Raw genomic sequence first — 13,583 nt, 5'->3', positions numbered from 1 at the left:
CTTATCAAAACTCGACATTTGTATTAGATAGATTTTTTTTACGGGAGAATAATAAATGAACGAAAAAACTGAATTATCTGAACTTTCAAAAAACATTTATCTTCTTGCATTGCCAACAAATATCGGAATTATTGCCCTAAAACAGCCAGATTCCTCCACAAATATTTATTTAATCGACAGCGGAAACGATGAACGCTATGCAAAGGCGATACTTGAAGCAGTAAACAGTTCCTTCAATTCTCCCAAAATAAAATCCGTAATAAACACGCACTCTCATGCAGACCATTGCGGCGGAAACGAATATTTGCGCTCAAAAACCGGATGCCAGATTATTGCAAGCATTGGCGAAGCCGCAATAATGGAATGCCCCGTTCTCGAAACAGGCCTAATCTGGGGCGGAATGCCGGTAAAAGAGCTCGAAACAAAGTATTTTACGGCTTCTCCCTGCATTGCCGACAAAACATTTAAAAGCGGCTCAGATTTTTACATTGAAGATAAAATTCACGTACAGACAGTTCCGCTCAAAGGTCATTACATCGACCATACAGGATTTTTAATCACCGATACAGACGGAAAAAAAATTTTTTTTGCAGGCGACTGCCTGAGCGGACGCGACGCAATAAAAAAATACTGGATTCAGTATCTTTTTAACGAAGAAGAATCAAAAAAAAGCCTTTTGGCCCTCTTAAAAATCCAGGCCGATTTTTATGTTCCAGGGCACGGTCAAGGCGTTGAACAAATTGAAGGGCTGGTCGAACTAAACCTTATTGCCCTTCTCGAAACCGAAAATATGATTTTGGACGAATTAAAAACTCCAAAAACGGCAGAACAGCTTCTCCAAAATGTAAGCACCCGCAACGGAATTTCGCTCAAACTCAGCCAATACGTCCTTATAGGCTGCACCTTGCGCTCATATTTAAGCTCCCTAAGCGACAGCGGAAAAATCAAGTACGAAATCAAAGACAACATGATGTACTGGTCTCTCGCCTGATTTTCCGCCACAAAAAAACTCAGCCTTCAACAATTTTAACACCGGCAGAACAGCCAAGCCTGTTTGCACCGGCATCCAGCATTGCCACGGCGTCTTCAAAAGTCCGGATTCCGCCGCTCGCCTTTACGCCCATGTCTTTTCCGACAGTTTTTCTCATCAATTCAACGGCATGAACGCTCGCGCCTCCAGTCCCAAATCCAGTAGAAGTCTTTACAAAATCAGCGCCGGCTTCCTTTGCCTTTTCGCAAACCGTTACAATTTCTTCATCATTAAGATAGCAGGTCTCAAGAATCACTTTTTCTACAATTTTTTTATTTTCACCGCAATCAACGTCATCGACTGCACAGCGAACCGCATAAATCTCTTCAAAAACATCTTCCCATCGCCCGTCTTTTACAGCGCCTAGATTTACAACCATGTCAACTTCGTCCGCGCCCTCGCTAACACACATAGCAGCCTGGCTCGCCTTGTCATCAATCGAATTCGCCCCAAGAGGAAAACCAATCACAGTGCAGACCTTAACTCCGCTTCCACGCAAAATTTCCGCCGCAAAAGGAACATAAACTGGATTAACGCAGCAGCTCGCAAATCCGTATTTTACAGCCTCTTCGCAAAGTTTTTTAATGTCGCTTTCCGTAGCACAGGCAGAAAGCTGAGTGTGATCAATAAATTTCGCAATTTCTTTTCTTTCCATATTTTTCTCCCGTAAAAAAACTAACATTCATTATAACATAATTCTTAAAAATTTTATGGGAGTTGCGCCAACAAAGTTGCCGCCGCGCTTTCCGCGGTTCCGGCTTTCGCCTCCATTGCTCCGTTTCACTGCGCAACAAGACTGCCGCTGCAATCGCTAACTCGATTTCATTGCGTTTTTTTGTTAGCACAGTCTAATTCGTTCAAATCTGCCTTTATTTTTCTTGTTTAGGAAAATTTTATATGCTAAATTATAAACAGATTGAATCAAACAGTTTTGTCTTTTCAATCGCATTTGGGAAACTTCCCTTAAAAAGAGGTACATTATGGCTTATAAAATTGATCCTTCAGCATGCGTAAACTGCGGAACATGCGAACCAGACTGTCCAGTCGGAGCAATCAGCGAAAACGACGGACACCGCGAAATCGATTCTTCTAAATGCGTAAGCTGCGGAACCTGCGCAAGCGTTTGTCCGGCAACAGCAATTTCAGAAGAATAGTTTTACATTCTAAAAAATCTGCAAGAATTGCTCTTGCAGATTTTTTTTTGTCTGTTTATATTTGTAGGTATGTTCAGACAGATTTTAAAAGGCTACAGCCAGATTCTCAGTTCAATTTTAAAGGTTCTGGCGCTTCTTACAATTTGCGCACTCGTCGGAATTGCACTCGTCTATCCCTTATGGTATTTTGCAACTAAACTTCCGCAGACTTACACTCTCTGCGTTACAGCAATCGCCTGCCTTTTATTTTTAATCTGGCTTATTTTAAAAATCCGCTCTGCAGGAATTAAGAATTCCCTGATTTTTTTTACAAAATTCCTGATAATCGCATCTACAGTTTTAGGCTTTGTTTTTCTAGTCTTTGCAGGCAAAAGGCTTTTTACAATCTTTGAAATTATCCTTGCCTTTTTTCTTTACGGCTTTGTTTCGTTCATATTTAAGCCTTCGCAAAAAACAAAAGACTTTCTAGAAAATGATTCTCTCTAAAAAAATCAAAAAATTCTTTTTTTTACCGGCTCTGTCCTTTTTTTTGAATTTTTACGCTTTTTCAAACAAAGAACAGTCTTCAACTAAGATATTTGAAATCAATTCTGAAAAACTTCCGTTTATAAAAGTTCCGGACAGTTCAAAAGATTTGATTTTCAAGCAATTTTTAGAGGAAGCGGCCTTTAACTCAAAATATTCACTTTCTGCAAAAAATTCCTCTCAAAAACAAATTCTCAGTTTTTATAAAATCCTCGTACCACAAAACATGGATTTTATCTGGCTTTCTTCAAGGCTCAGCCCGGTTTACAAAGACACACTCGCAACTTTAAACAGGTTTTCTTCGGCAGATTCAAAAATTTCCGGAAAAATAATACTTGCTTCCACATTTAACGGAATTTTTATTCCTGAAAATCCCGGCTCAGCCTGGGAACAGCTTCTTTTCAAAAAATATATGACCGAGGAAAAAATCAAAAGCGCAAAAATTTTTAAGATTGACGGAAACCTTTTCTATTTTTTAAAAAATGAAAGGTTCGATCCGACGACAGCGCTTTTTTTTCTGGATACAAAACTTGTAAGTCCGCTTTCAACAAATATTTTAACGAGCAGTTTTGGTTACCGTGTAAGCCCGATTTCTGGAAAATGGAAATTTCATTCGGGAATAGATCTTGCGGCTCCATTAAAAAGCAGCGTTTTTGCCTGTTGCAGCGGAGAGGTCAGCCAGAGCGGATTTAACCCAACTTATGGAAACTTCGTTATTTTGCAGCATTACAACAATTTAACAAGCGTGTATGCCCATCTTTCAGAAATTCTTGTAAAAAAAGGTCAAAAAGTCAAAGCTGGCGAACTCATAGCAAAATCAGGTTCGACAGGCGCAAGCACAGGGCCTCACCTTCATTTTGAGCTTAGAAAAGACGGAAGCCCGACAGATCCCGGGAAAATCATAAATTTTAACTAAAAATTTAAAATATCTCCAGTTTTTAGATTTTTTTTAGATTTTTCGTTGATTTTGCATTATGATTTATATACATAAAAAATAGTATACTGTAAAATATTTATAGTTATAAAATAAATGTTATTTTTTATTTTGGAAAGATTTATGAAGAACTGCAAAAAGCCACGCAAAAAAATTCTATTTTCTCTGTTGCTGATTACGGCAAATTTTTTTGCGCTCTATGCAGAAAATTTTCGCGTTGCAAAAACACATGTAATCTTAATTCCTCAGAATTACGGAGAAGTTTCTGCCAATCTTGGAATTTTTGACGCGCTTGCAATAAAGCTTCCAGAAGACAAAACATTTGTTACAGGGCTTGAACTTACAATGAAAGTTCCGCAAATAATGACAACTTGGCGGGACAGTGTTGCATATACTTTTTATGACGGACTTTCTCCGCTTCCAACAGAAAAGACGATCGATTATACAGGAAGCAGAACAAGCATATCAACAATTTCTGGAAAAATCGTCAACACGATTTATATTCCGCTAAACGAAAAATTCAGCATCAAAAATAATCCTTATGCAAAAATTCTTGAAGAAAAAATTTCTGCAAAAAACGGAATAATTTTTCTACGCTATATGCTTGCAATGAAAGGCGCCCCCGAAGAACTCGAAAATGCGCAAATTCAGATTACAGCAAAACCTGTTTTGAGCAGCGAAGGATATTTCAGTCTTGAAGTTTCAAAACCGGAGGGAAAAAACGAAAACTTCAGCATTTACATTGACGACACCTTTATTCCGTCAATTCCCAAAAAAATGCTTTTAAAAGAAGGCGAACATCACCTACGCGTAACTGGAGAAACTTTCAGAAACGAAGTCCGCACTTTTATTGTCGAACAGGCAAAAATCACTTCGTTAAAGGTTGCTCTTCGAGGAATTGAGCCTGAAGTAAAAATTCTCTCACCAGAAAACGCTTCGATTTATTTTGACGGTGAAGAGCTCGCCTCTCCAAAAGAGCCTTTTGCCGTTACACAGGGACCACACACTGTAAAATTTGCAATCGGCGACTACGAAATTACAAAAACTTTTGATGCAATAAACGGCCGCTCGTACTCTGTAAACCTGAATATTGACGCTTCTGTAACCGAAGAAGAATAAAAATGTTTTAAAATTTCTTATTTTCATCACAAAAAATCAAAAACAACTAAAGATTTTTAAATAAACTGACGATATATATATTGTCGGGCATCAATTATCCCCTCCCACCCATTGAGCCCGACTGCCTGATGGGCATGGACCGGCTATCTAAAGCCGGTCTTTTTTTTGTTTTTATAAATTCAAAGCAATCAAATCCATTACATTGACTAAAGGGTCGTAATTTCTTATTCTATAAGAATATGAAAATTAAAAAGTCAACATACGTGTTTGTCTGCGGTCTTTTTTTCTGCGCCATTTTTTTTGGAGCAGGACTTGGACTTGCTCTGAGCAATACAAAATTTATAAAAGATAATGAGCAGTTCACAGAATTCTCAACTTCGCTTCCGACAAAACTTTTAGACATAAATGGTGAACTTATAACTGAACTCGCTTCAGAGGAAAAACGAGAAATAATCAGCATAAGAGATTTGCCGCAGTGCATGCTCGATGCCCTTATAACGCGCGAAGACAGGCTTTTTTACAGCCACCATGGATATTCTGTAAAAGCTCTCTTTCGCGCAGTTTTCGGAAAACTCACAGGCATGTCGCTTGGAGGCGGTTCTACCTTAACCCAGCAGATTGCAGGAACTCTTTTTTGCGACAGAACAGATATGTCTATACGCCGAAAATTAAAGGAATTGTGGTGGGCAATTCAAATGGAAAGGCGCTACACTAAAGACGAAATCCTAGAGCTCTATCTGAATAAAATTTATTTTGGCGGCGGAACGTACGGCGTAAGCGCTGCGTCAAAATACTATTTCGGTCATGATGCAACGGAAATTACTCCGGCAGAAGCAGCAATTCTCGTAATTCAACTTTCCAACCCAGCATTTTACAATCCATTTGAATATCCAAACCGCGCAATGGATCGTCAGAAAGATGTTTTGAGCACAATGGTCAGCGCAGGATATATTTCAAAAGAGCAGGCGGATGAAAGTTTTGACGACTACTGGGCAAATTTTGACTACACAAGAACTGCTACGGCGGCTGTATTCAACCACGATGACAACGCTCCGTGGTTTTCTGAATATGTAAGGCGCGAGCTTGGAAACCTAATTTACGGAACTGAAGACATTTATTCTTCTGGATTTACAGTAAACACGACTCTCAACCTAAAAAATCAGGCAGTTGCGCAAGATGTAATGGACAGATATATCCGCTATGCAAACCGCACTTACCAACGCTCAACTGGAGAACGGACAAACCAGGCTTTTTCTGTTTATACACCAATGACAGAACTGCTCGCCCTTACTTTTAATCTAAATAGCCTAAAAGTAAGCGAACAACGCAATGAAGCCATTTCAAAGGCAACTTATACAAGCCAGATAAATCCTGTCATGGACGTTATGTCTCTCATGTTTGGAGTCGACTCTCTAAAACTCGGAATCGTAAACAAGGCCAATCAGCAGGCAAAAGTTAAAGTAAGCAAAACTACAATCGAAGGTACGATGATTGCCCTCGAAAACGACACAGGCTATATTACGTCACTTGTCGGAGGAAGCAAATTCGACAGCGAAAACCAGTTTATCCGTGCCGTGCAGGCAAAACTCCAGCCGGGGTCTGCCTTTAAACCGCTTTATTATTCCGCCGCAATCGACAGCAGAAAATTTACTCCTACCTCGATAATTTCAGATACGCCGGTCGTATTCCACACGGCTGACGGAAAACCATATATTCCTCAAAACTTCCGTGGCGAATGGAAGGGCGATGTTGAACTTTGGTATGCGCTCGCCCACTCTATGAACGTTCCTTCGCTCAAAGTTCTTGACGGAATCGGCTTTGAAGCCGGAATCAACCGTTCAATCGCACTTTTGGGAATTCCTAAAGAAGAAGTTCCATACCGCGGTTTTGTCCCAGGCTATCCGATTGGACTTGGAGTATGTTCTGTAAGACCTGTTGAACTTGCCAGAGCGTATTCTGTATTTGCAAGCGGCGGAAAAGAAGTGACTCCAATTGCAATACGTTCGGTGGAAGACAAAAATGGAAACGTTATTCTAAATCCCGAAAAAGAACTTCGCACTGCATTGCAGGCAAAAGGGGCGGCAGCACAAGTAATTTCACCACAGACAGCTTTTGTCATGACGGAATTACTACAGAATACAGTACGTTCTGGAACTCTTGCGGGTCCTTCTTCAAACGGAGACAAACTCCGTTACAAAGATTCAAACGGACACTTATACAAAATTCCTGCCGCAGGAAAAACAGGTACAACGCAAAACTGGGCAGATGCATGGGCTGTCGGCTTTACGCCATATTACACTTCTGTATTTTGGTTTGGATTCGACAAACCTGGTCAGTCGCTGGGACTTCAACTCACAGGTTCAACTCTTTCTGGCTACGCTTGGGCTGATTATATGAAAAAAATTCACAACGGTCTTCCTATGAAAGACTTTTCAAAACCGGCAACCGGCGTAATAGAAGCAACAGTCTGCTCTGTAAGCGGCGGAATTCTCACTCCAGAATGTGGCGATCACAAAGTTACAGCATGGTATCTTGAAGGGACACAGCCAACTCAAGTCTGCTCGGTTCACTCAACGGCAAATTCAAGCCGTGCAATCGGAATTTACCGTTTGGAAAAAGAGCTTTACAAGGCAGGTTTTGCAAGCGAGCTCATAATTCGCGACAATTCTACTCTTTCATTCAACCTCAACAAACCACTTCAAGGCGGAGATTTCGGCGTATTTGACACAAAACTCAGTCCGACAGACACTCAGGAACTTGACGAAAATGGAGCAGCGCCAAATTACAACTATCTCATGGACTAAAAAACTTTCAAAAAATTTTAGTACATGAAAACTACATTAAAACAAAAAAAATCCGGTCTTAGACAAAAATGTTCTAAAATCGGATTTTTTTATACAAAATACTTCAAAAAGTTCTATAATTAGCCCGAACTTCGAATTTTATAGTTCAATGTCATTATCGGGCTTCACTCCTTGTCACCATCAGGCTTTCTCCTCCAACTTGTCATTATCAGGCTTGACCAGATAATCTATTGAAATCTTTCAATAGATTTCTGACCGAGTTTACTGCATAAACATTGCAGTGCCGCTACACAGAATGACACATAAATGATTATTTTTTTCAAAATTCGACATTCAGGATATTTAATTAAATACAATCCGACAGAACTTTTTCTTTCCTGCACGAAGCACAAGTTCTCCGTCAGAATCCAAATCTTTTAAAGTTACAGTGTATTTTACATCAGAAATTACTTTTCCGTTAATGGCAGCGCCATTCTGCTGAACAAGACGACGCGCGTCTCCGTTCGATGCGGTAAGTTTTGTCGTAGTAAAAAGATTTAGAAGTCCAAGGCCATTTCCCAAATCCGCCTTCAATAGTTCAACTGTCGGCATATGAGACTTGTCTCCTTCTCCGCTAAAAGCAGCCTTTGCACCTGCAAGAGCCTTGTCCGCCTCCTCCTTTCCGTGAATAAGAGAAGTAACCTCATAAGCAAGCCGCTCCTTAGCCTCGTTGATGTTGCCTGAACAGATACTGGAAATTTCATCAAGAGAAAGGAATGTAAACAATTTAAAGAATTTTTCAACATCCGGATCAGCAACATTGCGCCAGTACTGGAAAAAGTCAAAAACAGGAGTAAGAGAAGGATCGAGAAAAATTGCGCCTTTTTCTGTCTTGCCCATTTTTTTGCCGTCAGAACGGGTAATCAACGGGAATGTAAGGCCATAAGCCTGATGCTGGGCATTGAGCTCTGTAGTTCCACCAAGTTTACGGCGAATCAAGTCAACGCCGGCAGTAATATTTCCCCACTGATCATCGCCGCCAATCTGCAAAACAACATTGTGTCTCTGATGCAAGCAGTAAAAGTCGTAGGCCTGCAAAAGCTGATAGTTAAATTCAATAAAAGAAAGTCCGCGCTCAAGACGCTGCTTGTAAGCTTCAAAAGTAAGCATTTTATTTACAGAAAAACAAGAGCCAATATCGCGCAAAAAATCAATGTAGTTCAAATCAGCAAGCCAGTTTTTGTTATTTTCGCTGAGAGCTGTTTTTCCATCAAAACCAATAAATCTGTCAAGCTGAGCCTTAATATGCTCAACATTCGAATCAATCTGCTCATAAGAAATCATCTTACGCATTTCTGTTTTGCCGGATGGATCACCGATTCTTGCTGTTCCGCCGCCAATAAGGGCAATTCCGTTGTGCCCAGCAGCGCGCAAATGTCTTAAGGCAAAAAAAGGAACCATATGTCCAATATGCAAAGAAGGCCCGGTCGGATCACAGCCAACATAAAAAGTAACCGGTCCTTTATCCATCAAATCAGAAAGTCCCTTCTCGTCCGTACACTGAGCAAAAAAACCACGTTCTTTTAAGGTTTCAAGCGCTTTATTCATTTCATATCTCCCAAATTTCAGAAAATTTTACCGGGCGGCTTTTTGCATTTGCAAAAACCGGGTCTTGCGTGGTTTTATTCCAAAATAAATTTTGGAACGGCTTCGCCGCCACTCCAGCCCCTGCCGCGTTAAATCAATCGAAAAAAATAAATTCAATCTTTAAAATCATAAATTTTCCTGAAAAAATCCTGCAAGCTAAGAGGATTTAACTCTCTTTTTTTCATTTCTTTATTTTAATAAAAAAATTATCTCTATTCAATCAGAGCATTTTTTGAGATAATATTCTGTCATGCTAAGTTACATCCACGCTTTTCATGCCGGAAATTACGGCGATATTTTAAAACACGCAGTTTTTGCCTTTACGCTCCAGCATCTTCTCAAAAAAGAAAAACCATTCTGCGTAATTGACACACATTCTGGCTCAGGAAAATACGCCTTGGACGACGAACGCCTTTTAAAAACCTGCGAAGCCCAGTGCGGAATTCAAAAACTTTTAAAGGCGCCATATTCCGACTTAAAAAAAATTTTCGGAAAAGATTTTCTTTCAATTCTCGAACTGTACGTAAAAAAAGGACTTTATCCCGGAAGCCCGGAAATTGCGCGGACTTTTCTTCGCGAAAGAGACCAGTTGATTTTAAACGAGCTTCATCCAAAGGTTTTTGAAGAACTAAAGCTTAACATAAAAAGTCCAGCTTTAACTCAAAACGCAAAACAAAATTCTCCTTCAATCATTTTAAACCAGAAAGACGCAAAATTTATGCTCAATGCAAATATTCCTCCAAAAATTAAGCGAGGATGTGTAATAATCGACCCAAGCTACGAAGACGCAGATGATTATGAGCAGACGGCTCAAATGTTTGTTTCTGCTTACAAAAAATGGCCAACTGGAACTTACTTAATCTGGTATCCTCTTCTTTCCCACCGCCAGCTCGAAATTGAATATCTAAAGCAAAATGTAATCGCCACCGTTGAAAAAACAAACAATACAGAAGACAAAAAAGCCGTCTTTTACGAAATCACCATCAAAAAAGAAGAAGAAATGACCGGCCTTGCAAAAATGTACGGAAGCGGAATGCTCGTCATAAATCCGCCTTATGGACTAAACGAAAAAATGGAAGAATCAATTCCTCTTATCGAAAAAGCTCTTCGCTAGTTTTACAAAAAAAACAAAAAACTCAAGAAAATAAAAATTCTTGTTAAAAAACTGCAATTTTTCAAAAAAATTTTCCTGAATCTGTCGTTTTTTTGAAATTTAAAAATAATTGTTTGACGGCTCAAAAATTCGGCTTTAGACTGAGTATGTACGAAGCAGGTCTAAAAAATCGACATTTGTAATTTTTTAGAGGCTTTAAAATTTTATACTGCAAGTTACAAAAAGGAGGTTTTTTGTGAAAAAAGCATTAGTAACAGTTTCGGCGCTCGTAATGACTGCCGCAGGATTTATGGGATGCCAGAAGAACGGAAATTCTTCTGTAGTATTAAACAAAGACAAACCGCTTGTATTCTTTAACAGACAGCCATCGGACCCAACGACAGGCCAGATTGAAAAAGATACTATGAACTGGAACAGCAAAACTTATTACGTTGGCTTTGACGCAGCAGGCGGCGGTGCAGTTCAGGGAAAACTTATCACGGATTGGCTTGCAAACCAGGACGCTTCTAAAATTGACCGCAATGGCGATGGAACAATCGGATATGTTCTTTGCGTAGGTGATGTAGGTCACAATGACTCAAAAGCAAGAACTGAAGGAATTCGAAAAGCACTTGGAACTTGGAACGGAACAACAGATCCGACAGATTCAAAAATTGGCTCTGTAAAAATTGGCGGAAAAACACTCAAAGTAGTAGAACTTGAAGGAAAAGCTATGACTGGAACTGACGGTTCAACATGGAATGCAAATGCCGCTACAGATGCAATGGGCGGCTGGGCAACAAAATACGGCACACAGCTTGATATGGTTGTTTCAAACAACGATGGAATGGCAATGGGCTGTCTCCAAGCTTCTAACTACCCTGCAGGAGTTCCAATTTTCGGATACGATGCAAACGCAGATGCAATCGAAGCTATCGGTGCTGGAAAACTTACAGGAACTGTTTCTCAGAACGTAGACGCACAGGCTACAGCAACATTGCAGGTTATCAGAAACCTTCTCAATGGTCTTGAAGGCGAAGATGTTTACAAGAAAGGCATTTTTGAAGCAGACAGCAACGGAAATAAAATTTCAGCAGAAATCACTTATGTTCCAGAAACAAAGGCTGTACTTGCTCTGAACGCAGGTGTTAATGCAGACAACTGGAAACAGTACACAGCAGGAAACAGAGATAAGGGGATAAAACAGACTAATGCCGCAAAGAAAAAAGTTCTTCTTACAATCTACAATGCGGCAGACAACTTTCTGTCTTCTTCTTACCTTCCTGCATTAAACTACTATGCTCCACTTTTAAACCTTGACCTTACAGTAGTTCAGGGTGACGGTCAGAACGAAGCTTCTTGTCTTGACAAGTTTACAAACCTCAACAGTTTTGATGCTTATGCAATCAATATGGTAAAAACAAACTCAGGACGCGACTATACGGATAAACTTAAATACTAATTATCAAAAGTTTGCCAGGAAACTGTCCAAAAAGTTCTATATAAAAAAAGCGGCGGTTGAATCTGCTAAAAATCAATTTGATATTTTGTCAAAGTTCAAGAGCCGCATATAAAACAAAAATGGACAGTTTCTTTTCAAAGTCTCGTTTTTTTTACGAGCAGTTTTTCAAATTCCTTTTTAGGGAGACATCTAAATGAATGATAATCTGCTTGAAATTAAAAATCTTTCAAAATCATTTGGGAAAAACAAGGTTCTTAGCGGAATCAACATTACGCTCAAAAAAGGCACAGTTTTAGGTCTTATGGGCGAAAATGGCGCTGGAAAATCTACAATGATGAAATGCCTTTTTGGCATATACGAACAAGACGAAGGTCAATTTTTTTTAGACGGAAAACCTATCGATTTTACAAGTCCAAAAGAAGCCCTCGAAAACGGAGTCTCGATGGTTCATCAGGAATTAAACCAGTGTCTTGATAGAACTGTAATGGACAATCTCTTTTTAGGAAGGTATCCAAAAAAATTCGGAGTAATAGATGAAAAACGGATGTTCCGGGAGTCAAGCCGTCTTTTCAGTTCTTTAAAAATGAACGTAAACCCGAATGTAATTATGAGAACAATGTCTGTTTCTCAGCGGCAGATGGTAGAAATTGCAAAAGCTGTATCTTACAATGCAAAAATTATCGTTCTTGACGAACCGACATCTTCGCTTACAGAACCAGAAATAAATAAATTATTTGCAATCGTTCGCGATTTAAAGTCAAAAGGGGTTTCTTTTGTTTATATTTCGCACAAAATGGACGAAATTTTCCAGATTTGTGATGAAGTTTCAGTTTTGCGCGACGGAAATATGGTTTATCAAAAAACAACGCTCGACGCAAAGATGGACGAGCTGATTTCTGCAATGGTCGGCCGTTCGCTGGACAAACGATTTCCGGACGTTGACAATACTCCAGGAGAAGACTATCTGGAAATTAAGAATCTTTCGACAAAATATTCACCGCAACTCGAAGATATTTCGTTTACGGTTAAAAAAGGTGAAATTTTTGGTCTTTACGGACTTGTCGGCGCAGGAAGAAGCGAACTTTTAGAATCAATCTTTGGTATAAGAACAATTTCGAAAGGTGAAATTATCTTGAACGGCCGTTCTGTCCGTTTTTCGAGCCCAAAAGACGCAATGGCCTACAATTTTGCAATGGTTACAGAAGAACGGAAACTCAACGGAATGTTCGGAAAAGACACAATCGAATTTAACACCTGCATAACAAACCTTGAGCAGTACAAAAAATTCGGGCTTTTGTCTTCAAGAAAAATGCGCGATGCCGCAAACCGCGAAATAAAAAAAATGCACACAAAATGCGTTTCAGCAGATGAACTCATTACTTCTCTTTCTGGTGGAAACCAGCAAAAAGTAATTATAGGAAAATGGCTTGAACGGGAACCAGACATTCTTCTGCTCGACGAGCCGACTCGCGGTATTGACGTTGGAGCAAAATACGAAATTTATCAGTTGATAATCAAAATGGCAAAAGAAGGAAAGACAATTATTGTAGTTTCCAGCGAAATGCCTGAAATTTTAGGAATTACAAATAGAATTGCTGTAATGTCAAACCACAGGCTTGCAGGAATCGTAAACACAAAAGAAACGGATCAGGAAGCGCTTTTAAGGCTTTCGGATAAATATCTATAAAAAAGCGTTAGCGCTGGCAGGAGTAAGCCATAGGCTTATTGCGAAGTGGAGCATAGCGAAACGAAGCAATGGAGCGAAAGCGGAACTCCGAACATAGCGACCCGAACTAAAGCGAGGGGAACGCCCGACTAAAAGATTTTTTAGGGAGA

11 protein-coding genes are annotated in these 13,583 nt (G+C 39.7%); 9 read left to right on the top strand and 2 right to left on the bottom strand.

What is annotated here, in order from left to right; translation table 11 throughout:
- The first annotated feature begins 55 nt into the window (after window positions 1–55).
- Window positions 56–991, top strand: a complete 936-nt coding sequence (locus B3Y13_RS00890; RefSeq protein ID WP_296668998.1) for an MBL fold metallo-hydrolase — start codon at window positions 56–58, stop codon at window positions 989–991.
- 19 nt (window positions 992–1,010) lie between these two features.
- Here B3Y13_RS00890 and deoC read toward each other — a convergent pair whose 3' ends face one another.
- Entirely contained in the window at window positions 1,011–1,685 is a 675-nt protein-coding gene (gene deoC, locus B3Y13_RS00885) for a deoxyribose-phosphate aldolase (RefSeq protein ID WP_296022706.1), read from the bottom strand.
- 265 nt (window positions 1,686–1,950) lie between these two features.
- Between deoC and B3Y13_RS00880 the strand changes: the two genes are divergently transcribed.
- The 5 genes from B3Y13_RS00880 (at window position 1,951) to B3Y13_RS00860 (ending at window position 7,566) form a co-directional block, all read left to right on the top strand.
- On the top strand, window positions 1,951–2,184 hold the full coding sequence (locus tag B3Y13_RS00880; protein WP_414718180.1) for a 4Fe-4S binding protein: 234 nt from the start codon (window positions 1,951–1,953) through the stop codon (window positions 2,182–2,184).
- A gap of 69 nt (window positions 2,185–2,253) precedes the next feature.
- Window positions 2,254–2,670 (top strand): hypothetical protein, encoded by a 417-nt coding sequence (locus B3Y13_RS00875; RefSeq protein WP_296668999.1) that lies wholly within the window; start codon window positions 2,254–2,256, stop codon window positions 2,668–2,670.
- Window positions 2,671–2,713: 43 nt separating this feature from the next.
- A complete protein-coding gene (locus tag B3Y13_RS00870) occupies window positions 2,714–3,625 on the top strand; it encodes a M23 family metallopeptidase (RefSeq protein ID WP_296692079.1) in 912 nt (303 codons plus the stop codon).
- A 141-nt stretch (window positions 3,626–3,766) separates the two neighbouring features.
- A complete protein-coding gene (locus tag B3Y13_RS00865; RefSeq protein WP_296022703.1) occupies window positions 3,767–4,762 on the top strand; it encodes a hypothetical protein in 996 nt (331 codons plus the stop codon).
- Between the two features lie 239 nt (window positions 4,763–5,001).
- The gene (locus B3Y13_RS00860; protein ID WP_296692076.1) at window positions 5,002–7,566 is read left to right on the top strand and encodes a penicillin-binding protein 1A; all 2,565 of its coding nucleotides are present in this window, start codon (window positions 5,002–5,004) and stop codon (window positions 7,564–7,566) included.
- A 342-nt stretch (window positions 7,567–7,908) separates the two neighbouring features.
- Here the strand turns inward: B3Y13_RS00860 and tyrS are convergent, their stop codons facing one another.
- Window positions 7,909–9,153: a tyrosine--tRNA ligase gene (gene tyrS, locus B3Y13_RS00855; RefSeq protein WP_296022701.1), complete on the bottom strand. Its 1,245-nt coding sequence runs from the start codon at window positions 9,151–9,153 to the stop codon at window positions 7,909–7,911.
- 289 nt (window positions 9,154–9,442) lie between these two features.
- On the opposite strand from tyrS, the gene rlmJ reads away from it, so the two are divergent.
- The 3 genes from rlmJ (at window position 9,443) to B3Y13_RS00840 (ending at window position 13,434) form a co-directional block, all read left to right on the top strand.
- Window positions 9,443–10,306, top strand: a complete 864-nt coding sequence (gene rlmJ, locus B3Y13_RS00850; RefSeq protein ID WP_296692073.1) for a 23S rRNA (adenine(2030)-N(6))-methyltransferase RlmJ — start codon at window positions 9,443–9,445, stop codon at window positions 10,304–10,306.
- 271 nt (window positions 10,307–10,577) lie between these two features.
- Window positions 10,578–11,747 (top strand): substrate-binding domain-containing protein, encoded by a 1,170-nt coding sequence (locus B3Y13_RS00845; RefSeq protein WP_296022917.1) that lies wholly within the window; start codon window positions 10,578–10,580, stop codon window positions 11,745–11,747.
- A gap of 193 nt (window positions 11,748–11,940) precedes the next feature.
- A complete protein-coding gene (locus B3Y13_RS00840; RefSeq protein WP_296669005.1) occupies window positions 11,941–13,434 on the top strand; it encodes a sugar ABC transporter ATP-binding protein in 1,494 nt (497 codons plus the stop codon).
- The last annotated feature ends 149 nt before the right edge of the window (window positions 13,435–13,583 follow it).

Origin of the sequence: Treponema sp. UBA7567 (assembly GCF_002476655.1) — a bacterium.
GTDB lineage: Bacteria > Spirochaetota > Spirochaetia > Treponematales > Treponemataceae > Treponema_D.
Note: the sequence above shows the minus strand (reverse complement) of the source record. Positions and strands in the feature narration are given on the sequence as shown.